Source organism: Paraburkholderia sp. BCC1876, assembly GCF_902833695.1.
Lineage (GTDB): Bacteria > Pseudomonadota > Gammaproteobacteria > Burkholderiales > Burkholderiaceae > Paraburkholderia.
In genome coordinates this window covers 1,141,783-1,163,681 of the sequence record NZ_CADFGI010000002.1, presented here as the reverse complement: position 1 = coordinate 1,163,681, position 21,899 = coordinate 1,141,783, and the positions used below count along the sequence as shown (strand labels likewise).

Genomic DNA, 21,899 nt, shown 5'->3' with positions numbered 1-21,899 from the left:
CGGCGCGGCGAATCCGAATCGCGCGCGCGAGGTGGCGCCGTGATCAAGCACCTCGGTCGCGCGGCCGCGCTCGCCGGCTTGCTGGTGTCGCTGTGGCTCGTCTGGCGGGAGAATCCCGGCGCCGTACTCGGCGCGTTGCGGGCGGCCGGCGCGGGTCTGGTGCTGGCGGCGCTCGCGCACATACTGCCGATGATCGCCAACGCCTGCGACTGGCGTTCGCTGATTCGCGGCGCGAACCGGCCGAGCCTCGGCCGCATGCTGCACCTCGTGTGGGTACGCGAATCGGTCAACTGCATGCTGCCGGTCGCGCGGATCGGCGGCGAAGTCGTGTCGTTCCGCATGCTCAGGCGCTGGGGTGTGCGACCGTCGATGGCGGTGGGCAGCATCATCGTCGACATGCAACTCACGGTGATCAGCCAGTTGATGTTCACAATGGTGGGCATCGGCTTTCTGTTCGCGCATGCGCATTCGGATACGTTGCGGCTGGCCTCTCAACTCGCGTGGGGCGTGGTGGTGCTGACGCCGCTGTTCGTGCTGTTCGCGCTCGTGCAGCATGCGAGTCCGTTCGAACGGATGAGCCGCGTGCTCGACCGGATGACGAGCGGCAAGCTCGCGGCGCTGGTCGGTCAATCGGCGCGGATCGATCAGACCATCAAACTGATCTGGCGGCGGCGCGGCGTGGTGCTGCGCTATCTGTTCTTCTGGCAGCCGCTGCAATGTCTGCTGACGTCGCTGGAAATCTGGATCGCGCTGGTTTTTCTTGGTGCGCGCATCACGCTGGTCGAGGCGGTGGTGATCGAGTCGCTGATCCAGGCAATCAGCAGCGCGGCGTTCTTCGTGCCGGGCGGTTTGGGCGTGCAGGAGGGCGGGTTTATTCTGATCGGCGGTGCGCTGGGGCTCGAGCCTTCGCTGTGTCTTGCGCTGGCCGGCGCGCGGCGGATTCGCGATCTGTTGATGTTCGTGCCGGGGCTGATTGCGTGGCAGTTCGCGGAGTCGTCTAAGCGTGCGCCTGAGGGGGCTTCGGAACAGATGGGGCTTGTGCCAACCGCACCGTCTGTCCCGCTCGCCGATCGGCAAGTGGCGGGCGAAGCGAGCCAGCGTTAGGGCGCGGAGGTTACGGCTTCATCGCATCGAATCCCATCGCTTCACCGCACCGCCGCATACGCCGGAAACGATACCTCCACCGACAAACCACGCTCGCCAATCCCTTGGCCGAGCCGCAAATCCGCGCCGAAATGTTCCGCGATCCGCGCGACGATCGACAAACCCAGCCCGCTCCCCGTCGCCTGATTGCCGGTCGCGCGAAAGAAGCGATTCGTCAGACGGTCGAGATCGCCAGGCGCGACGCCCGGGCCGTCGTCGCGCACCGTCAACTGCACCCGGTCGACCGCGTGTTCCACCGCGACCTCGATGCTGCCGCCGGTCTGCCCGTACTTGATCGCGTTATCGAGCAGGTTGTCGAGCAGAATCCCGATCAGCACCGGCTCCGCATGGATCTCGGCGCGCAGATCGCCGGTGAGCGTCACGCGGATATGTTTCTGCTGCGCATTGCGTTCGTTGGCGAGCAGCGCGTCTTTCGCGACCGCAGCGGGCTTGAGCGGCACCGTGGACAGTTTCTCGTGCACGTCGAGTCGCGCCAGCAGCAACAGTTGCTCCGCGAGCCGCGCGCTGCGGTCCACGCCTTGCACCACGCGTTCCATCGCGAGCCGCTGCAATGCCGTATCCGGTTCGGCGAGCGCGACTTGCGCCTGCACCTTGATCGCGGCGAGCGGCGTTTTCAGTTCATGGGCGGCGTCGGCGGTAAACGCGCGTTCGCGCTCCAGCGAATGCAACAAGCGCGACAGCAGCAGATTGATCGCGTCGACGAGCGGGCGCACCTCGGTCGGCGCGCGGCCAATGTCGACCGGTTCGAGGCGGTTGACGTCGCGCGAACGGATCGCGCCCGACAGCACCTTGAGCGGCGCCAGACTCAAACCGATACTGAACCACACCAGCAGCGCGAGCACCGGCAGCGCGATCAGCGTAGGCCGCGCAATCCGGCTCGCCACGCCGCTCACCAGATCGCTGCGCGTATTGGCCGGTTCGAACACGCGCACGATATGGCCGAGGGTGGTGTCGCGCAACGTGAACGAGTGGTACCGCTGGCCGCCGAGCGTGACGTCCTGGGCGCCGCTCGCGGGCGGCACCGGCAGATCCCACGCGTTGAGCGCATGCAATTGCGGGCTGCCCGCCAGCATGTCGCCGTTTGCCTTGCGTACCTGGAAGAGGGCGTCGCGCGGCAAGGCGTCGTCGTCATCGGCGTCGTTCGCACCGGGCTCGCCGCCTTTCTCTTCTTCGCGCACGTCAATGCGCGCATTCGCAAGCGTGGTCAGATTGCGTTGATCGAGCAGCGCGAGAATCTGCGCGAGTTCCGCGAGGCGCGCTTCTTCCCACTCGCTGACTTCACGCTTGGCCTGGCCGTAACTGGTGATCAGCGCGACACCCCACACTAGCACGATGCTGGCGAGCACCAGCAGAACGAGGCGCCGGCGGATAGACGGCGACATTACGTTTTCTCCACGACGTAGCCGATATTGCGCACGGTGCGGATCAGCTTGGCGCCCAGTTTTTTACGCAGGTTCGACACGTGAACCTCGATCGCGTTGCTCTCGATTTCCTCCTGCCAGCCGTACAGGCTTTCTTCGAGCCGCGAGCGCGATTGCGGAATGCCCTGGTGCGTCAGCAACTGCATCAGGATCGCCCATTCGCGCGACGTGAGCGGCACGCGCGTCGCGCCCACCTCCACGGTTTGCGCGCTCGGATTGACGGTCAGATCCTGATAACGGATCAGCTCGACGCTGCGGCCCTGTGCTCGCCGCAGCAAAGCCCGGCAACGGGCGATCAGTTCGGTCAGATCGAAGGGCTTGCCGAGGTAGTCGTCGGCGCCGGCTTCGAGACCGCTCACGCGGTCCACGACCGTACCCTTCGCGGTCAGCACCAGCACCGGCACGTCTTTGCCCGCGCCGCGCAAACGCTTCAGTAATTCCATACCGGAAACGCGCGGCAAACCGAGGTCGAGTATCAGCAGTGCATACGCGGTGGTGTCGAGCGCGAGACCGGCTTTGTGGCCGTCGCGCGCCCAGTCGACGGTGAAGCCGGCCTGCCGCAAACCGGCCTCGATTCCGCAGCCGATCAGATCGTCGTCTTCTACGAGAAGGATGCGCATGATGGTGTGATTCCGTTCGACGTGGACCGCATGACGGCGTGGCTTTTTAAGCGTCCGACGAGCCGCTTATCTTAAGTGTAACCAGCTCGTTTGCACCGTGTTTCATGGCGTTTTTTTCCTTAAGGTTTCCTTCAGCTTGGATCGATACCATCGCCGTTCGACAGGTGACTGTCGTGTGGCCGTCATGAACGCACGGCACCATGCTGTGTCGTCGCTGTCCTGCCACGTCGTCGCAATTTGATCGTAAGCATATCGATGAAACGCACGGTCGGTTTTAATGCCGACAACGCGCACCGATGCCGGGGGCGCTGTGTGTTTCACCAGGTTAGCCAGAAGCCAGGTCACGAGACCACGCCATGAAGCCACTTACCGTCGACATGCTGCGCGCCCATCTGATCGTGGCCTCGTTCACGGCCCTGTGCGCGCAATTGCTCGCGTGCGTCGCGTTGCTGTTGTTGCCGGTCTCGCAGCAGCTATTCAGTTCCACGCCGTTCCGCTTGCTGGCGGTTGCCGCGATCGTCAGCGGCGTGATCGTGACGCGCGAATTCGCGCAGGCCGCCTTCGACTCCGCGCTGCAAAGCCGTCATGTCACCTCGCACGAGGCTCACGCTCACGCCCACGCGCGCTGTGTCGCCATCGCCGCCGACTGTCCGCAGTGCTGGCTCGTCGTTCTCCATTTGCGCCTGACGGGCAGGCCGTTCGTGCTCGCCGCGCATTGATGGCGCCGCATCGTGGCCGCGCACGCGTTGACGGTATGGCAATGGCTTCTGTTGGCCGCGTGCGCCGGCGCATCGCTGTATGCAATGGTCGCGGCGGTGGCGATGCCGTTTTTCGGTGGACGCCGCCGTGCGGCATCCGCTTCGGCGGTTAATGCGGTGGTTAAAACAACGGTTAAAACAACGGCTAATACAACGGCTAATACAACGGCTAATACAGCCGTTAGTGCAGCGACTAACGCGACCCCCGCCTGCTATTCCTTCGCCAACGTCGGCGTCAGCGTGCTCAAGCCGCTGTGCGGCGCCGAACCGCGTCTCTACGAAAACCTGCGCACGTTCTGCGATCAACGCCACGGACATTTTCAGCTGGTGCTCGGCGTATCGTCGCCGGACGATCCCGCGATCGCCGTGGTGCGCCGTCTGCAAGCGGCGTATCCGCAGCACGACATCGAACTCGCAATCGACACGCGCGTGCACGGCACCAATCTCAAGGTCAGCAACCTGATCAATATGGCGGGGCACGCGCGTCACGAGGTGATCGTGATCGCCGACAGCGACATCGCCGTCGAAGCCGATTATCTCGACACCGTCGCCGCGCCGCTGGCGGATCCGCGGGTCGGTGTGGTCACCTGTCTCTATGTCGCGCAGGGCGTCGGCGGATTCTGGCCGCGGCTGGGCGCGCTCTTCATCAACGAGTGGTTCGCGCCGTCGGTGCGCGTCGCGCACGCGGCCGGATCGCGCCGCTTCGGTTTCGGTGCAACACTCGCATTGCGGCGCGCGACGCTCGACCGCATCGGCGGTTTCGCCGCGCTGAAAAACTGCCTCGCCGACGATTACTGGCTGGCCGAACACGTCCGCGCACTGGGACTGCCCACGGTGCTCTCGCGCGTGATGGTGGCCACGGACGTGGTCGAGCCGATCTTCGCCGCGTTGTGGCAACGTGAGACGCGCTGGCTGCGCACCATCCGCTCGGTGAATCTGTTGGGCTTTGCCGCGCTGCCTATCACGTTCACGTCGCCCTGGTTGCTGGCCGGCGTGTGGCTCACGGCTAATCTGGCGACCGGTCCAGTGGACGACCTGCACCTCACGGCGGCGTTCGCCTGCGCGGCCGGCACGCTCGCGGGCGCGGCAGCGCGCTTGTTATTGCATGGACGCGCCGCGCGTCATGAGCGGACCTTCTGGCGCGATCTGCCGCTCGTGCCGTTGCGCGATACGTTGCTGACGCTGCAATGGGCCGCGGCCGCGTTCGGCTCGCATGTCACGTGGCGTGGCGCGCGCGTGCCGCTCGACGCGTCGACGGCGCGTAACGCGGCGCTCAGCATGATGGACGTGATGGAGACTTCCGATGGTGGCTAGCCGGCCGCGCGCGCTGATCGTGACCGCCGACGACTTCGGTTTGCACCCGCGCGTGAATCTGGCGGTCGAGCGCGCGCATCGCGATGGCGTGCTGAGCGCCGCGAGTCTGATGATCGGCGCGCCGGCCGCAGCCGATGCGGTGGCGCGCGCGCGCACGTTGCCGCACTTGCGCGTCGGCCTGCATCTGGTGCTGGCCGATGGCGACGCGCTCATGCCGCGCGCGGAGATTGCCGCATTGCTCGACGAGCACGGCCGTTTCGGCGACAACATGGCGTGGGACGGCGTGCGGTTTTTCTTCTTACCGCATGTGCGCCGACAACTTGCGCGAGAGATTCGCGCGCAATTCGACGCGTTCGCGAACACCGGTCTGCCGCTCGACCACGTCAACACGCACAAGCATTTCCATTTGCATCCCACGGTGCTGGGCTTGATCCTGCAGATTGGCCGCGAGTACGGCATGCGGGCGGTGCGTCTGCCGTTCGAGGTCGGTGCGCCGCTCTGGCTGAGGCCGTGGATCGCAACGGTGCGGGCACGGCTGGATCGCGCGGGGATTGCGCACAACGATTACGTGGTGGGAATCGCGGATAGCGGCCGGATGGGTGAAGCGGTGTGGCTCCAGGCGCTCGCCGATTTGCCGGATGGCGTGAGCGAGATTTACTGCCATCCCGCCATGGCCGGCGACCGTGCGTTGAGTCACGGCATGCGGGGCTACCGGCACGCCGACGAACTGCAGGCGCTGTTGTCGCCACGAGTCGCGGCGGCAATTCGCGCGACGGGCGCGAGGCTGGGCGGTTTTGCGGATGTGTTGCCGAGGTAGGCTCCGCGCAAGCCGCGTCGTTCACGCCTGGATCGCCTGTTGCTTCATCAGCAGCTTCAACAGCCCCGGCAACAGGAGCAGCACCAACGGCACCTGCACCATCAAACCGGAGATGATTGCGAGGGCAGCGGGCTGGGGCTCGCGATCGTGTCGCGCATCGCCGGGCGGCACCAGCTCGCGCTGTCGTTGCGCAATAATCCGGGCCGCGCGGGGCTGTGCGTGGCGGTGTCCGGACTGCCTGCGCACGAGGGCGAAATCGCCACATCGGCGCGTCGTTGACGGCGCCGGATTCACCGGTCCGCAGGCCGTGTGGACCCGCCGCTGAGCGTTGTCACGAGCGGGTTTCCACACGCTGCTACAATCTCGTCTTTCTCGATCGATTGTGCGCTATGGGTTTCGAACAACTTGCCGAACTGAAGAAGCAACTGGCCGCGGCGCGAGCCGAAGCGGCGCCTGCCGCCAAGCCGGATGCAAAGCGTGGTTCCAAGCCTGGCGCGAAGCCCGCTGCCCAGGCTGGCGAACGGCATCGCGCGAAGCCTGCGCAGCCGCCGCGCCGTCACGCGCCCGATGCAAAGCCGACCGCCAATGCGGACGCGAACGCCCAGGCGCCCGCGCGCGCGCGGCCGTCCGCGCACGCCAGGCCGGCGGCGGATGCGAAGCCGGTGGACCCGGTGGTGAAATCGATCGGCCGACTGCAGAAGCGTTTTCCGAATGCGTTCCCGAAGAACCCGGCGCCGAAGCTGCCGCTGAAGGTCGGCATTTTCGAAGACCTCGTGGTCCACGCGAAGGAGCTGTCGCTGAGCGAAGCCGAACTGCGCGACGCGATCAAGACCTGGTGCCGTGGCAGCCGCTACTGGAAGTGCCTCGTCGAAGGCGCGGCACGGGTGGATCTGACCGGCGGTGAATCGGGCACGGTGAGCGCGCAGGAAGCGGCCGGCGCGCAGCGTCTGCAAGCGCATCGCGCGGGTCGTGGGGCGCAGAAGGCCGCGGCCGCGGCTGCGGGTGCGGCTGATGCAACCGCGGCAGCAACCGCGGGCGCTTCGACCGAAGCTAACGCGGCGGTGACGGCTGAGGCTTCGACTGAAGCGACGGCTGAGGCTCCGGCTTTGACCGAAGCCAGCGCCGACAGCACGCCGCCAGCCGGCGCGGCCGACGCAGCGGTCAGTCACGAAGCGGCTGCCGAAGCAGCAGCCGAAACGGCAGCCGAGCCGACACCTGAAGCTGCAACCCCAGCCGGCACCCCGCCGGCTACGCCAGCAGCATAAAAAACCACGCCACCCCGCCTAGGGGTGGCTGTGTTCCCGCGCCGCAGCCGCCAGCCGGCTGCGCACGAAGCCGACGTGCTCCCGCAGCACATAAAACGCATCCGCATAAGCAAGCGGCATACGCAGCCGGTTTAGCGACGCCTCGATTTGATCCAGCTCAACGAATAGACGTTTTCGTTCCTCATCGGTCGAATCGGCGAGCGCGCCGCGTTCAATCGCAATCAGCGATCCGTAATAACGATAGATGCGCGAGCGCACACGCCACCGGTACAGCGCCGGAATCAGCCGCATGGCGGGGAACAGCAGCACCGCCATCGGCAGCAGCAACACCAGCGTGCGATCGCCGATACTCGCCAGCCAGAACGGCAGCGTGCGGTACAGAAAGCTCTTGCCGGTCTTGTAGTAGCGCTGTGCGTCATCGCTGATCTGATACTCGCGTGCCACCGGATTCGGAAACTCTCCCGCGTGTTGCAACAGGCCCGGCATGCCATGCACTTCCTGCGCGGCTTCGATCAGCAGATCGGAGATCGCCGGATGCAGGCTCGTGCGCGCCACCAGCTCCACCGTCGGGCTGATCAGATGCACGGTTTCGGGCGGAATCCTGTGCTTCAGATCCAGCACGCCGGGCGGCAGATCGATCTCGTCCAGATACGGAAAGAGCCGCGTATAGGCGGCGGCCTCGTCGAAATCCATCACCGACACGCCGGGCACTTTCAGCAGGCGCAGCATCAGGCCGCGGGTGGCCGAGTCGCCGTTCAGGATCGCCGCGTCGACCTCGCCCGCCACCAGTTGGGTGGCGGCTTGCATGCCGTCGCTCGGCACCAGTACCGTGCTGCCGCCGGGTTCAATGCCGTTCGCGTCCAGCAGTTTGAGCGCCAGCATGCGCGTACCGCTGCCTTCGCGGCCCACCGCGATCCGCTTTCCTTCCAGTTGTGAAAGCTCGGATATTCCCGAGCCGCGATAGAACACCACCACGGGAATGTAGAACACGCTGCCGAGCGACATCAGCGACGAGATGTCGGAGCCATCGGCAACGCCGCCCTGCACGAGCGCGACGTCGACATGCTGCTTCGGGTCCAGCAGACGCTGCAGGTTCTGCACCGAGCCGTCCGACTCCAGCACGTTCAGCTTGATGCCGTTGCGGGCGAGGATTTTCTTGTACTGCTCCGCGGCGACGACGAACGAGCTGTCGTGCGGACCCGCGCTCATCGTGATGGTCTTCGGCGGCGCCGGATCGATCAGCCACACGCCTAGCGTTACCAGCAGGATGATCAGCGCGGCCACGATCACATAAGACAGCGTGTGATCGCGCCACTCGGCGTGCGGATGATCGTCGGGAAACGACGGGGAAGGCGGGCGCTGCGCTTTCATGAACACTCCGTACCGGGAGCCGGGATGACGGCATTGTCCACTGTCTGCGGGGGGATTGCCGTCGGCAGTTTGCTCTATTGACCCGGTGGGCGAAAGAATCTGTCGGGCGGGCGAATGTTCGGCATAACGGCGGCTGGGACGGTCGGCAGGCAGGGGAGGCCATGGCATAATCCGCGACAGCTTCTCATCGTGTCGCCGGGCGTATCTTGAGTCGTTTCTATCGGAAGATCGGCAGTTGGCTGGGATTGTTGGCGATCCTGATGGCCACGCTCGCGCCGACGATCTCGCATACGCTCGCCGCTCGCGACGCAGCGGCAGGCGGAATGCCCGAGCATTGCATGATGCCGTCGATGGACTCGATGGCGTCGATGCCGATGGACTCGATGGCTTCAATGCATGCGATGTCCTCCATGCAACAAGATCCCGCCGCCGCCGGCACCCCGACCGACTCCACCAGCAAACACCCCCAGCACACGTCGATGTCCGACGGCGACGCCTGCGGTTACTGCAGCCTGCTCGCTCACATGCCCGCCGTGCCGAGCGTCGAGACGCTCTTCACGGTCGCCGTACGGGCTCGCCAGCACACCATCGCCACCCGCTTCGAGAGCGTTCGCCGCGTCGAGCCGCTCACCTTCGCGCAACCTCGCGCCCCGCCGGTCAACGCCTGATTCAAGTCATCACGTCGCGATGCCATGAAGTGCAGCGCGACGGCCACCGCACGTCGGTTCGACGCTGCGCGCCGGCCTCGTCACGACCCATGAAACAGGATCAACCATGCTGACCCCCACCACGCGCAACGGCCGCCCGCTGCGCGCCGCGTCGCTCATTGCGGCCGCCGCGAGCGTTCTGCTCGGCGCACCTTCGCTAGCCCACGCCCACGCCATTGCCGGCGACCGCATCTTTCCGGCGACGATGGCCGTCGACGATCCCGGCGTCGGCGACGAAGCCGACTTCCAGTACGGCCATCAACGCGTGCCCGGCGACAACGGCGATCAGAGCATCAACACCTTCAACGTCGAGTACGACAAGCTGATCACGCCGCGGCTCGCGGTGTCCGTCAACGGCAGTTACGTGATGCAGAACAATCCGACGGCGCGCGGCTTCGACAACTTCGGCGTCGGCCTGAAGTACATGCTGTACGTCAACGACGCGCACGAGTTCATGACTTCGGTCGGCGTGGATGCCGACCTCGGCGGCACCGGCAGCCGCGCGATCGGCGACAGCTTCTCGACCATTTCACCGACGATCTACGCAGGCAAAGGCATGGGCGATCTGCCCGACGCGCTGGCGTATCTGCGTCCGATCGCGATCACCGGCGAAGCGGGGCCGGCGCTCACCACCGGCGCGGGTCAACCCAACGCGTTCAACTACGGCTTCACGTTCCAGTACAGCCTGCCGTACCTGCAGCAGCACGTGCACGACGTCGGCTTGCCGCAGCCGCTGTCGAACCTGATTCCGCTGGTGGAAGTCCCGCTGTCGCGCAGCCAGGGGCAAACCACCGGCACGGTGAATCCGGGCTTCATCTGGATCAACCGTTACGGTCAGTTCGGCGTGGAAGCGCAAATCCCAATCAATCGCGCCAGCGGATCGCATGTGGGCATTCTGGTTCAGGCCCATGTGTTTCTCGACGACGTTGCGCCGACCACGATCGGCAAACCGCTGTTTCAGTAACCTCGGCAACCTCGATAACTTCAGTCACGCAGGAGAAGCACGATGAAAAACGATCGACTGGCAAGTCTGCACACAACCGCGAAACTGACCACGTTCGTGGCCTGCCTCGTGTTCGCAAGCGCCGCGTTCGCACATGTATTTCCGCAGAAGCAGGACCCGGGAGCGGGCGCGACGGTGGCGTCGCCCGCGCAGGTGCGAGTGATTTTCGATGGTCCGCTGGAACCGGCCTTCAGTTCGCTGACAGTCACCGACGCGGCCGGCAAGCAGGTCAACACGGAGAAGTCCGCGGTCGACGCGCAGCAGGCCGCCGCGATCGCCGTGCCGCTGCCGGCGCTCGCGGCGGGTCACTACACGGTGCACTGGGTGGCGGTGGCCGATGACGGCCATCGCACGCATGGCGATTACGGCTTCAATGTGAAGTAAGCACAAGCGATAAAGCGCTGCGTGATCCATCGCCATGGATGACGCAGCGCACGATAGCGCCGGGCATCGCGGGCCTGTGAAACGGTCTATTATCGAAAGCACGCGTGAAGCGGCTGGCTGTGCAACGCAACCGTCCTTCGCCGCCAGGGAGAAGAACCCATGAAGGAGCTCATCAAGGCGCTCGGTGCCGGGACACGCGGCCGGCAGCGTCGGCAGATCGTGTGGCTCTACGCGGCGCTTCTCGCATTCAATCTCGCGGCATGGGCCGCCGCCTTCGTGGCGTTTCGCGGCTATCCGCTGCTGATGGGTTCGTGTCTGCTGGCGTATTCGTTCGGCCTCAGGCATGCGGTGGACGCGGACCATATCGCCGCCATCGACAACGTCACCCGCAAGCTGATGCAGTCCGGCCAGCGTCCCGTCACGGTCGGGCTGATGTTCTCGCTCGGCCATTCCACCATCGTCGTGCTGGCGACGCTCGGCATTGCCGCGACCGCGATGGCCTTGCAAAGCCGCATGAGCGATTTCAAGGAAACCGGCGCGCTGATCGGCACGCTCGTCTCGACGTTTTTCCTGTTCGCAATCGCGCTGCTGAACCTGATCGTGCTGCGCTCGGTGCTGCGCGCGTTTCGCCGCGTGCAGCGCGGTGAACCTTATGTTGATGAAGATCTGGACATGCTGCTGGCCAATCGCGGTTTTCTCGCGCGACTCTTCCGGCCGCTGTTTCGCCTGATCACACGAAGCTGGCACATGTACCCGCTCGGCTTTCTGTTCGGCCTGGGTTTCGATACCGCGACCGAAGTTGGTCTGCTCGGGATTTCCGCCGCCGGCGCCGCGCAGGGCATGTCGATCTGGTCGATCCTCGTGTTTCCGGTGCTGTTCACGGCGGGCATGACGCTGGTCGACACCACCGACGGCATCATGATGCTAGGCGCCTACGGCTGGGCCTTCGTGAAGCCGGTCCGCAAGCTTTACTACAACATCACGATCACGACGATCTCGGTGGCGGTGGCGCTGCTGGTGGGCGGTATCGAAGGGCTCGGCCTGCTGGCCGACAGGCTGCACCTGAGCGGCGGATTCTGGCAGGCGGTGGGCGTGCTCAACGACAACTTCGGCCTGGTCGGCTACGCGATCATTGGACTGTTTCTGGCGAGCTGGCTGCTGTCCGCGGCATTCTACAAATGGAAACGATTCGAGGAACTGGAGATTCGCTCCTGAGTGAGCCGCAATTCGCAATTCGCGCTTCACGGCGCACGCACCTTCATGAATCCATTGCGAAAACTGGGTTATTTGGTAGCGCTGACCTATACTCAAAAGGTTTTTCGGGCTCATTGCGGTGAGCACCATTCGAACGAAAACATGCAGCAAAAACGATCTTTTAGCCGCTCCCCACGCGGTAGTTTGACTGATCGCTTGCTGGACACGTGACTGCCGTGCGGCACTCGCCACGTATCTTTGTTTGCCCAAAAGAACGTGAACGCAGTGGAGACACATCATGGCAGAAGCAGACAACGTCCCCTATGGGCGCAAGACCCAGCACGCGCCCGCTCTCAGCGAAGTGCACATCATCTGGATTACCGCGGGCCTCGGCTGCGACGGCGATTCGGTATCGATTACCGCGGCGACCCAGCCGAGTATCGAAGACGTGATTCTCGGCGCGATTCCCGGCTTGCCGAAAGTTCATCTGCACAATCCGGTACTGGCTTATGAAAACGGCGACGAGTTTCTCAAGCCGTTTCATCAGGCCGCGCGCGGCGAGCTGGAGAACTTCGTGCTGGTGATGGAAGGCTCGATTCCGAACGAGCGGATCAATCGCGAAGGCTATTGGGCCGCGTTGGGCACCGACCCCGATACGGGCGATCCGATCACGATTCCGCAGTGGCTCGACCGCCTGGCGCCGCGCGCGCTGGCGGTGGTCGGCGCGGGCACCTGCGCGACCTACGGCGGCATTCATGCGATGGAAGGCAATCCGACCGGCTGTATGGGTCTCGCCGATTATCTCGGCTGGGACTGGAAGTCGAAAGCGGGCCTGCCGATCGTGAATGTGCCGGGTTGTCCGGTGCAGCCGGACAACTTCATGGAGACGCTACTGTACCTGCTGTATCAACTCGCGGGCCTCGCGCCGATGATTCCGCTTGACGACGCGTTGCGCCCCAAGTGGCTGTTTTCCCGCACCGTCCACGACGGTTGCGATCGCGCCGGGTCGTACGAGCAGGCGATCTTCGCGAGCGAATACGGCAGCCCGAACTGCATCGTCAAACTCGGCTGCTGGGGGCCGGTCGTGCAGTGCAATGTGCCCAAACGCGGCTGGATGGCGGGGATCGGCGGCTGTCCGAACGTGGGCGGCATCTGCATCGGCTGCACCATGCCGGGCTTTCCCGACAAGTTCATGCCGTTCATGGACGAGCCTCCCGGCGCGGTGCTGTCGTCGAATCTCATCAAGACGTATGGCCCGCTGATTCGCAGTCTGCGCAAGCTGACCAACCACACGCTGAACGACGAGCCGAAATGGCGTCACAACGGCGCGAAACTCACCACCGGTTACCGCCGCTAAGGCGGCATTCGCGACTCGTACGCATTCCAGCATGGTTAGCACCGTCAGCAGGGAGAAGGTCATGGCCGTCAGCACCGCACCTGAAGCAACCCACAGCACCCAGGCAGCGCCGGGCAAGCTGGTCGAAATGAACTGGGATCCGATTACGCGGATCGTCGGCAGTCTGGGGATTTACACCAGGATCGATTTTGCGAACCGCCGCGTGGCGGAGTGCTACAGCACGTCGTCGATCTTTCGTGGCTATAGCATTTTCATGAAGGGCAAGGACCCGCGCGACGCGCATTTCATTACGAGCCGCATCTGCGGAATCTGCGGCGACAATCACGCGACCTGTTCGGTCTATGCGCAGAACATGGCGTATGGCGTGAAGCCGCCCGCGATCGCCGAATGGATCGTCAATCTCGGTGAAGCGGCCGAATATATGTTCGACCACAACATCTTCCAGGACAACCTGGTGGGCGTGGACTTCTGCGAGACGATGGTCAAGGAAACCAATCCGGGTGTCTGGGCCAAGGCGCAGAAAACGCCCGCGCCGCATGCGGACAAGCACGGTTATAAAACCATTGCCGACATCATGACGGCGCTCAATCCGTTCACCGGCGAGTTCTACCGCGAAACGCTGATGGTGAGCCGCTATACGCGCGAAATGTTCTGCCTGATGGAAGGCCGCCACGTCCACCCGTCGACCTTGTATCCCGGCGGCGTGGGCACGGTGCCGACCATTCAGCTCTTCACCGACTACATCACGCGGCTGATGAAGTACGTGGAGTTCATGAAGAAGGTCGTGCCGCTGCATGACGATCTGTTCGACTTCTTCTACGAAGCACTGCCCGGTTACGAGGAAGTGGGCCGGCGCCGCGTGCTGCTCGGTTGCTGGGGTTCGTTCCAGGACCCGAACGTGTGCGACTACAACTACAACACCATGACGCAATGGGGCCGCGGCATGTTCGTGACGCCCGGCGTGGTGGTGGACGGCGAACTGGTGACCACGGACCTGGTCGACATCAACCTGAACATTCGCATTCTGCTCGGCAGCTCGTACTACGACGACTGGGATCACGAAGAGACCTTCGTCAAGAACGATCCGCTCGGCAATCCGGTGGACCGCAAGCATCCGTGGAATCAGACCACATTGCCGCATCCGCAGAAGCGCAAATTCGACGGCAACTACACGTGGGTCATGTCGCCGCGCTGGCTCGACAAACGCACCGGCGACCACCTCGCGCTCGACACCGGCGGCGGTCCGATCGCGCGGCTTTGGGCGACGGCGTTGGCTGGGCTCGTCGATATCGGCTATATCAAGGCGACGGGTCATAGCGTGAAAATCTATTTGCCGAAAACCGCGCTGAAGCCCGAAGTCGAATTCGAATGGAAGATTCCGAAGTGGAGCAATGCGCTCGAACGCGATCGCGCGCGGACCTATTTTCAGGCGTATGCGGCGGCGGCCGCGCTGTATTTCGCCGAGCAGGCGCTCGCCGAATTGCACGCGGGCCGGACCCGCACGTTCAGCGATTTCACCGTGCCGGAAGAGGGTATCGGCTGCGGCTTTCATGAAGCGGTGCGCGGCGTGCTCTCGCATCACCTCGTGATTCGCGACGGCAAGATCGCCAACTACCATCCGTATCCGCCAACCCCGTGGAACGCCAATCCGCGCGATATCTACGGCACGCCCGGGCCCTATGAGGACGCGGTGCAGAACACGCCGATCTTCGAAGAGAACGGACCCGACAAGTTCAAGGGCATCGACATCATGCGCGCGGTGCGCAGCTTCGATCCGTGCCTGCCGTGCGGCGTGCACATGTATGTCGGCAACGGCAAGACGATCGACACCTCGCATTCGCCGACCTTCGGCGTGATGCAGGGAGCGCACAAGTGAGCGCACGGCTCGACGATCAGCGCGCGGTCGCCGCGCAGCAGCAGCGCATCGACGAACTGATCGCGAGGCTGGAAACGCTCGACGACCGTGAGGCGCGCGAGAGCGCTCAGGAATTGCTGCAGGTGGTGCTCGATCTGCATACGAACGGCCTCGCGCGGCTAATGGAAATCGTCGCGGCGGCCGGCGTGGTGGACGACGCGATGGTCGAAGCGTTCGAGCGCGACGCCGGGGTCTCGGCGTTGCTGTTGCTGCATGGTTTGCATCCGCGGGATCTGCCGACGCGGGCGTCGCGGGCAGTCGAAAAATTACGGCCGTTGCTCGGCGTGCAAGGCATTCAGATCGATTTGCTGGATGCGGCGGAAGAGGCGGTGCGCGTGCGCGTGGCGGGACGTTTGCAGGGCAAGCACAATTCCATCGGCGAATTGCAGCAGGAAATCGAGCGCGCCATTTTTGAAGCGGCGCCGGAGGCCATGCGCGTCGCTATCGAAGGCTTGCAGGACGTCAACGTGCATGAGTTGCGTTTCGTGCCGAAGCATTCCGAGCACAGCGAACATGCTGAGCCCAGCGAACATACCGAGCCCAGCGAACATACCGAGCCCAGCGGGCAGGCCGAACGCACCGTGCATCCCGAGCCAACCCGCCGGACCGAGGCCGGCGCGCCATGACACCCGCCGCCGCATCGCCAACGCACGGTTGGGTCGCGGGCCTGCGGCGTTTCGTGCGCCGTGCCGACGACGTGCAGTGCGAGCTATGCGGCGCGTTGTTGCTCGCCGATCATCCGCATCTATTCGAAACCGCCAAACGGCAGCTTTATTGTTGCTGCCGGGCGTGCGCGCTGCTGTTCGGCAATCAGCAGAACACGCGCTATCGTCCGGTGCCGCGCGACGCGCAATGGCTCACGGGCTTTCGCATGAGCGACGCACAGTGGGGCGCGCTGGCGATTCCGATCGACATTGCGTTCTTCTTTCACGACAGTTCGGCGCAACGCGTCGTAGCCCTGTATCCGGGACCGGCCGGCGGCACGCAATCGCTGCTGCGACTAGATGCATGGGACGAACTCGTTGCCGACAATCCGTTGCTCGCGCAACTGGAGCCCGACGTCGAAGCGCTGCTGGTGAATCGCAGCGAAGGCGCGCGCGAGTACTTCCGTGTGCCGATCGACCAGTGTTACGCGCTGACCGGCGTGATTCGCGCGCGCTGGCGCGGCGTGTCGGGCGGTCGCCAGGCGTGGGACGCGATTCATCGTTTCTTTGCCGCGCTAAAGAGCCATGGCCGCGTACCGGAGGGCTTGCTCCATGCCTGATCTCGGGTTCACGGTCGAGTCCGCCGAGGTGGCGCCGTTCGCCGCGGCGCCGCTCATGATGTTCAGGCTGCGGATTGCCGATACGTCGCCGCACACGGCGAGCGCCAAGTCCGCGCACGAAGCCGTCGCCAGCATCACGCTGCAATGCCAGATCCAGATCGAAGCCACCCGGCGCCGCTACACGCCGGCCGAGCAGTACGGACTCGAAGACCTGTTCGGCGCGCCGCCGCGCTGGGGCGATACCTTGCGCACGCTGCTGTGGACGCATACGTCCGTGGTCGTGCCGCCGTTCACCGGCGCATGCACGGTCGAGCTACCCGTGCCGTGCAGCTACGACTTCAACGTCGCCGCCAGCAAATATTTCTATGGACTGGAGGACGGCGAGATTCCGTTGCTCCTGCAATTCAGCGGCACCGTGTTCTACCGCGAAGCCGACGGCGCGTTGCAGGCCGCGCCGATTCCGTGGCACAAGGACGCGGCGTTCCGTATGCCGGTGGCGTTGTGGCGCGACATGATGAGCCGTTACTACCCGAACGGCGCATGGTTGTCCCTGCACCGGGATGTGTTCGACCGCCTCGCGCGTTTCAGGACCCGGCGCGGTCTCACGAGTTGGGATCAGGCGGTGGCGAGCCTGCTCGACGGCCTCGAGGAGGACCTATCGTGAACGTGGTCGAGAGTGTCGTTCAGGCGGTGCTGTACGAAGGCTACCTGCTGTATCCGTACCGGCCGACTTCGGTGAAGAACCGGCAGCGCTGGACCTTCGGCGGCGTGTATCCGCGCGCCTATGCGGAGGCGTCCGGCAGCGATCCGTGGGTGACGCAGAGCGAGTGCCTGCTGCGCGGCGGCGAGCACACCCGCGTGGCGGTGCGCCCCGGTTTTCTGCAGGTGATCGACCGTACGGTGCTGGAAGCGGAGAATACGGCGGTGCGGCCGGAATCGGGCGAACCCACGTGGCGCACGGTGCCCGTGCTCGATATCGGCGAGCGCCGCTATACGCCGTGGCAGGAAGCGGCCGAGCGTCACATCGCCTTGCCGGTGCTGGTACTCGGCGACTTGCTGAAAGCCCCAACAGAGATCGCTTTTTCGTTCGACGCCGCCTGCGATCTCGAACCGCTCGCGGACTCCCAGGGGACCTTGTGCGGCGCATTGCGTCGCACCCGCGCGGCGCTGCAAGGGCGGGTCGAACTGAGCGCGGCCAGCGTGAACGCCGGGGTTTACCGATTGAAGACGCGCATCGTCAACGAAACGCCGCTCGACCGCGCCCGCGACCTGACGCGCGATGCCGCGTCGTTGTACGCGCTGGTGTCCTGCCACACCGTGCTCACGGTCGACGGCGGTACGTGGCTGTCGTCGATCGATCCGCCGGACGAGTTGGCGGCGTGCTCCGCCGCGTGCCGCAATATCGGCGTGTGGCCGGTGCTGGTGGGCGACGAGCAGCAGCCCGACACGATGCTCGCGTCGCCGATCATCCTCTACGACTTCCCGCAGATCGCGCCGGAAAGCGCCGGCGATCTGTTCGACGCGACCGAGATCGACGAGATTCTCACGCTGCGCATTCTGACCATGACGGATGACGAAAAGCGCGAAATGATCGCGACCGACGAACGCGCACGCGCGTTACTGACGCGCACCGAAGGCCTCGGCGCCGAGCAGATGCAGAAGCTGCACGGCACGCTGCGGCAGGTTCGCCAGGTGCGCTCGTTCGACGCCGCGAGCGTGAGCGTGCCGGTTTTCACGGCACCGCAAGATGCCGCGCTGCCGGTCTCGCCGTGGGCCGAACTCGACGCGCGGCCGCATCTTGCCTGCGTGCGGGTGGCGGGCGTGGAGATTCGCATCGGCGATCAGGTGCGCCTGCGGCCGCGTGGCCGTGCCGACATCTTCGATATCGCGCTGAGCGGCATGGTCGCGACGATCGAATCGATCGAACGCGATTTCGACGATCACGTGCATGTGGCGGTCACGATCGACGACGATCCCGGTAAGGACTTCGGCATGCAACGCATGCCGGGGCATCGCTTCTTTTTCGGCCCGGACGAGATCGAGCCGCTGACGCCGGTGAAGACCGTGAAGCCGCTCAAGTCGCTTAAGTCGCTGAAGTCGCTGAAGTCGCTGAAGCCGCTGAAGCCGCTGAAGCCGCTGAAGCCGCAGAAACCCACCTCCAACGGCCGGCGAGGTCTCGCGTGAGCACGATTCTGGTGGCCGGCATCGGCAACGTGTTTCTCGGCGACGACGGCTTTGGTGTCGAAGTCGTGCGGCGTCTGCGGGAGCGATTGGACGCGGGCGAATGGCCGACGCTCGCGAGCGACGTGAGCGTGGTGGATTTCGGCATTCGCGGCATCGATCTTTGCTATGCGCTGCTCGACGGCGTGGACAGCGCGATCCTGATCGACGCGACGCAGCGCGGCGGCGCGCCCGGCACGCTGTACGTGATCGAGCCGTCCGAAGCAGACCGTGGCGGCGTAAGCGGTGGCGGCGTTGGCGGCGGTGGCGATCCGTATGCAACGCCTGTGCTGATGTCGCCGCATGAGATGGATCCGGTCAAGGTGCTGCAAACGGTGCGGATGCTGGGCGGCGGCTGCGAGGACATTGTCGTGCTCGGTTGCGAGCCGCAGGACTTCGGCTGCGAAAACGGAGAGCAGGGGCGTATGGGTTTGAGTCACGCGGTAGCGCAAGCGGTCGAGCCCGCGGCGGAAGCGGTGGTACGGCTCGTGATGGCGAGGTTGGAGCGACACGCCGCGCTTGTGAGCTGATGAACAGGCGAATGAACAGGCGCTGAAGTAACCGGAGTGGGAGACGTCATGAAAGGCTTGCTGAAATACCTGTTGTTACCGGCGTTGGTGGTCGGCGTGCTGGCGAATATGAAGGACATCAAGCGCTATATCCGCATCCGCAACATGTAGACGATAGCTGCCGGGGAGGTGGCGATGAGCACACATGCACAGCCTGCTGGACCCAGTTCAACCCAGCTTCCGCCGTTGAGCGGGCCGCCGGGGGAAGAAATCCGCGTGCGCGGGCTGGTGCAGGGCGTCGGCTTCCGGCCTACCGTGTGGCGGATCGCGCACGCTTGCGGCGTGGTCGGCGACGTGCGCAACGACAGCGACGGCGTGCTGATTCACGCGTGGGGCGACGCGTGGACGCTGCAGCGGTTCATCGAAAGTCTGAGCACCGAGTGCCCGCCGCTTGCGCGTATCGACGCGATCGAGCGGCATCAACTGAACGAGGCGGCCGAGGCGAGCGACTTCCGGATCGTGCCGAGCGAGGGTGGTCCGGTTCACACCGGCGTGACGCCGGACGCGGTGGTGTGCGCCGACTGCGCGGCGGATATCGCGGACCCGGCCAACCGCCGCTACCGTTATCCGTTCACCAACTGCACGCATTGCGGGCCGCGCCTGTCGATCGTGCAGGCCATTCCGTACGATCGCGCCAACACCACGATGGCCGCATTCGCGATGTGCGACGCGTGCCGCGCGGAATACGACGATCCCGCCGACCGGCGCTTTCACGCGCAGCCGGTGGCCTGCCCGGCGTGCGGTCCGCGCGTCTGGCTGGAAACGCGCGACGGCGGCCGCCGCGTCGAAGGCGACGATCCGTGCCGCGCGGCCAGTCTGCTGCTGCGGCACGGCTCGATCGTCGCGATCAAAGGGTTAGGCGGGTTTCAACTGGCCTGCGACGCCGCCGACGAAGTCGCCGTCGCACGTTTGCGGCGCCTCAAACGCCGCGAGCGCAAACCGTTCGCGCTGATGGCGCGCGACCTGCAAGCCGTGCGCCGCTATTGCACGCCCAACCAGACCGAACGCGAGCTGCTGGCGAATGCCGCTGGCCCGATCGTGATCCTGCGCGCCAATGGCCCCGAATGCGTCGCGGCGAGCGTCGCGCCGGGTGTCGGCACGCTCGGCTTCATGCTGCCGTCCACGCCGCTGCACCGTTTGCTGATGGAATCGATCGAGGGCGCGCTGGTGGTGACGAGCGGCAACACCAGCGACGAGCCGCCCTGTGTCGACAATGCCAATGCACGCGCGCGTCTCGGCCGTATCGCCGATGTCTTTCTGATGCACGATCGCGACATCGCCAGACGGGTCGACGATTCGGTCGCGCGGGTGGTGCAGGGGACGCCGCGCATGGTGCGCCGCGCGCGCGGTTACGCGCCCGCGCCGCTGCTCTTGCCCGAAGGTTTCGCCGACACGCCCGCCGTGCTGGCGATGGGCGGCGAACTGAAGAACACCTTCTGTGTGGCGCGCGATACGCAGGCGATCGTCTCGCATCATCTCGGCGATCTGGCCGACGCGTTGACGTATGCGGACTATCGCCGCGCGATCGCCCAGTATCTGCGCCTGTTCGACCATGAGCCGGAAGTCATCGCGCTCGATTCTCACCCCGAGTACCTGTCGCGCAAGATCGGCTACGAGCTCGCGCAAGCCATGCAGGTTCCGGTGGTCGAGGTGCAGCATCATCACGCGCATCTGGCGGCCTGTATGGCCGAAAACGGCGTGCCGTTCGACGCGTTGCCGATGCTCGGCGTCGCGCTCGACGGTCTCGGTTACGGCGACGACGGCACGCTGTGGGGCGGCGAATTCATGCTAGCGGATTACCGCAGCTACACGCGCCTCGGCCGCCTCAAACCGGTGGCGATGCCGGGCGGCACACGCGCGATCGACGAGCCGTGGCGCAACGCATACGCGCAGTTGCGCGCGGCCTTCGACTGGCAAGGTCTGACACGGCAATACGGCGGCCTCGATATCGTGAGGTTCCTGAGCCGCCGGCCACGTGCCGCGCTCGATACGATGATTGCGCAGCGCGTGAACAGCCCGCTATCGAGTTCCGCGGGGCGCCTGTTCGACGCCGTCGCGGCCACCGTGGGGATCTGTCGCGAGCGCGTGCTTTACGAAGGTCAGGCCGCGATCGAACTGGAGGCGCTGGTCGATCCGCGCGCGCTGCGCGACGACAGCGACGCCCATGCGTACCCGTTCGAAATCGTCAGCACCGTGCCGGACGGCCTGCGCTGCATCGAGCCGCGCTCCATGTGGGAAGCGCTGCTCGACGATCTGCTGCGTGGTGTGCCGGCGCCGCTGATCGCGGTACGTTTTCACAAGGGTCTTGCCATCGCGATCGAACGGATGGTGGAAGGTCTGGCCGATCTGCTGAGCGGTCCCGCGGATACCCGCAGCGTCGCGCTGTCGGGCGGCGTGTTCCAGAATCGCGTGCTGTTCGAGCAGGTCGTGACGCGCCTCGACGCGGCCGGGTTTCGGGTGCTCACGCATCGGCAGATGCCGGCTAACGACGGTGGCTTGTCGCTTGGCCAGGCGGTCGTGGCGGCGGCGCGAGGGCGTTGAATCGCGTTGAATCGC

At 65.1% G+C, this 21,899-nt stretch carries 21 protein-coding genes and 1 pseudogene; 18 read left to right on the top strand and 4 right to left on the bottom strand.

The window, feature by feature from the left end:
* The first annotated feature begins 39 nt into the window (after positions 1 to 39).
* The gene (locus tag HWY05_RS11640; protein WP_176058410.1) at positions 40 to 1,104 is read left to right on the top strand and encodes a lysylphosphatidylglycerol synthase domain-containing protein; all 1,065 of its coding nucleotides are present in this window, start codon (positions 40 to 42) and stop codon (positions 1,102 to 1,104) included.
* 41 nt (positions 1,105 to 1,145) lie between these two features.
* Here the strand turns inward: HWY05_RS11640 and HWY05_RS11635 are convergent, their stop codons facing one another.
* From HWY05_RS11635 to HWY05_RS11625, 3 genes are all read right to left on the bottom strand, one after another.
* A complete protein-coding gene (locus HWY05_RS11635) occupies positions 1,146 to 2,546 on the bottom strand; it encodes an ATP-binding protein (RefSeq protein WP_176058409.1) in 1,401 nt (466 codons plus the stop codon).
* A complete protein-coding gene (locus HWY05_RS11630; RefSeq protein ID WP_176058408.1) occupies positions 2,546 to 3,205 on the bottom strand; it encodes a response regulator transcription factor in 660 nt (219 codons plus the stop codon). Before HWY05_RS11630 ends, HWY05_RS11635 begins: the two co-directional genes overlap by 1 nt.
* Before the next feature lie 102 nt (positions 3,206 to 3,307).
* Positions 3,308 to 3,550: a hypothetical protein gene (locus tag HWY05_RS11625; RefSeq protein WP_176058407.1), complete on the bottom strand. Its 243-nt coding sequence runs from the start codon at positions 3,548 to 3,550 to the stop codon at positions 3,308 to 3,310.
* An 11-nt stretch (positions 3,551 to 3,561) separates the two neighbouring features.
* On the opposite strand from HWY05_RS11625, the gene HWY05_RS11620 reads away from it, so the two are divergent.
* The 5 genes and pseudogenes from HWY05_RS11620 to HWY05_RS11600 all read left to right on the top strand — a co-directional run bounded on the left by HWY05_RS11620 (position 3,562) and on the right by HWY05_RS11600 (position 7,359).
* The gene (locus HWY05_RS11620) at positions 3,562 to 3,924 is read left to right on the top strand and encodes a hypothetical protein (protein ID WP_176058406.1); all 363 of its coding nucleotides are present in this window, start codon (positions 3,562 to 3,564) and stop codon (positions 3,922 to 3,924) included.
* Between the two features lie 12 nt (positions 3,925 to 3,936).
* The gene (gene hpnI / locus HWY05_RS11615; RefSeq protein ID WP_176058405.1) at positions 3,937 to 5,277 is read left to right on the top strand and encodes a bacteriohopanetetrol glucosamine biosynthesis glycosyltransferase HpnI; all 1,341 of its coding nucleotides are present in this window, start codon (positions 3,937 to 3,939) and stop codon (positions 5,275 to 5,277) included.
* On the top strand, positions 5,267 to 6,094 hold the full coding sequence (gene hpnK / locus HWY05_RS11610) for a hopanoid biosynthesis-associated protein HpnK (RefSeq protein WP_176058404.1): 828 nt from the start codon (positions 5,267 to 5,269) through the stop codon (positions 6,092 to 6,094). Before hpnI ends, hpnK begins: the two co-directional genes overlap by 11 nt.
* 120 nt (positions 6,095 to 6,214) lie before the next feature.
* Positions 6,215 to 6,373, top strand: a pseudogene (locus HWY05_RS11605) (two-component sensor histidine kinase); the annotation flags it as partial.
* 110 nt (positions 6,374 to 6,483) lie between these two features.
* Complete coding sequence (locus HWY05_RS11600; protein ID WP_176058403.1) at positions 6,484 to 7,359, top strand: ProQ/FinO family protein; 876 nt, start codon at positions 6,484 to 6,486, stop codon at positions 7,357 to 7,359.
* An 18-nt stretch (positions 7,360 to 7,377) separates the two neighbouring features.
* Here the strand turns inward: HWY05_RS11600 and HWY05_RS11595 are convergent, their stop codons facing one another.
* Positions 7,378 to 8,730 carry a TAXI family TRAP transporter solute-binding subunit gene (locus HWY05_RS11595; RefSeq protein ID WP_035545722.1) on the bottom strand — a complete coding sequence of 451 codons (1,353 nt, stop codon included), beginning with the start codon at positions 8,728 to 8,730 and terminating at the stop codon, positions 7,378 to 7,380.
* Positions 8,731 to 8,933: 203 nt separating this feature from the next.
* On the opposite strand from HWY05_RS11595, the gene HWY05_RS11590 reads away from it, so the two are divergent.
* The 12 genes from HWY05_RS11590 to hypF all read left to right on the top strand — a co-directional run bounded on the left by HWY05_RS11590 (position 8,934) and on the right by hypF (position 21,884).
* Positions 8,934 to 9,398, top strand: coding sequence for a DUF2946 domain-containing protein (locus HWY05_RS11590; RefSeq protein ID WP_176058469.1), 465 nt, complete (start codon positions 8,934 to 8,936; stop codon positions 9,396 to 9,398).
* Positions 9,399 to 9,504: 106 nt separating this feature from the next.
* Positions 9,505 to 10,401 (top strand): hypothetical protein, encoded by an 897-nt coding sequence (locus HWY05_RS11585; protein ID WP_035545718.1) that lies wholly within the window; start codon positions 9,505 to 9,507, stop codon positions 10,399 to 10,401.
* A 42-nt stretch (positions 10,402 to 10,443) separates the two neighbouring features.
* On the top strand, positions 10,444 to 10,824 hold the full coding sequence (locus HWY05_RS11580) for a copper resistance protein CopC (RefSeq protein ID WP_176058402.1): 381 nt from the start codon (positions 10,444 to 10,446) through the stop codon (positions 10,822 to 10,824).
* 159 nt (positions 10,825 to 10,983) lie between these two features.
* Positions 10,984 to 12,039, top strand: coding sequence for a HoxN/HupN/NixA family nickel/cobalt transporter (locus tag HWY05_RS11575; protein ID WP_035545715.1), 1,056 nt, complete (start codon positions 10,984 to 10,986; stop codon positions 12,037 to 12,039).
* A 277-nt stretch (positions 12,040 to 12,316) separates the two neighbouring features.
* A complete protein-coding gene (locus tag HWY05_RS11570) occupies positions 12,317 to 13,375 on the top strand; it encodes a hydrogenase expression protein HypE (RefSeq protein ID WP_176058401.1) in 1,059 nt (352 codons plus the stop codon).
* A 61-nt stretch (positions 13,376 to 13,436) separates the two neighbouring features.
* Positions 13,437 to 15,251, top strand: coding sequence for a nickel-dependent hydrogenase large subunit (locus tag HWY05_RS11565; protein WP_035545708.1), 1,815 nt, complete (start codon positions 13,437 to 13,439; stop codon positions 15,249 to 15,251).
* Positions 15,248 to 15,916 (top strand): NifU family protein, encoded by a 669-nt coding sequence (locus HWY05_RS11560; protein ID WP_176058400.1) that lies wholly within the window; start codon positions 15,248 to 15,250, stop codon positions 15,914 to 15,916. The genes HWY05_RS11565 and HWY05_RS11560 overlap by 4 nt, the downstream gene beginning before the upstream one ends.
* Positions 15,913 to 16,554 carry a DUF5947 family protein gene (locus HWY05_RS11555; protein WP_176058399.1) on the top strand — a complete coding sequence of 214 codons (642 nt, stop codon included), beginning with the start codon at positions 15,913 to 15,915 and terminating at the stop codon, positions 16,552 to 16,554. Before HWY05_RS11560 ends, HWY05_RS11555 begins: the two co-directional genes overlap by 4 nt.
* Positions 16,547 to 17,218 (top strand): DUF6084 family protein, encoded by a 672-nt coding sequence (locus HWY05_RS11550; protein WP_176058398.1) that lies wholly within the window; start codon positions 16,547 to 16,549, stop codon positions 17,216 to 17,218. The genes HWY05_RS11555 and HWY05_RS11550 overlap by 8 nt, the downstream gene beginning before the upstream one ends.
* Positions 17,215 to 18,738, top strand: a complete 1,524-nt coding sequence (locus HWY05_RS11545; protein ID WP_176058397.1) for a hypothetical protein — start codon at positions 17,215 to 17,217, stop codon at positions 18,736 to 18,738. The genes HWY05_RS11550 and HWY05_RS11545 overlap by 4 nt, the downstream gene beginning before the upstream one ends.
* Positions 18,735 to 19,304, top strand: a complete 570-nt coding sequence (locus HWY05_RS11540; RefSeq protein WP_176058396.1) for a hydrogenase maturation protease — start codon at positions 18,735 to 18,737, stop codon at positions 19,302 to 19,304. The genes HWY05_RS11545 and HWY05_RS11540 overlap by 4 nt, the downstream gene beginning before the upstream one ends.
* Positions 19,305 to 19,478: 174 nt before the next feature.
* Positions 19,479 to 21,884: a carbamoyltransferase HypF gene (gene hypF, locus HWY05_RS11535; protein ID WP_176058395.1), complete on the top strand. Its 2,406-nt coding sequence runs from the start codon at positions 19,479 to 19,481 to the stop codon at positions 21,882 to 21,884.
* Positions 21,885 to 21,899: the final 15 nt, after the last annotated feature.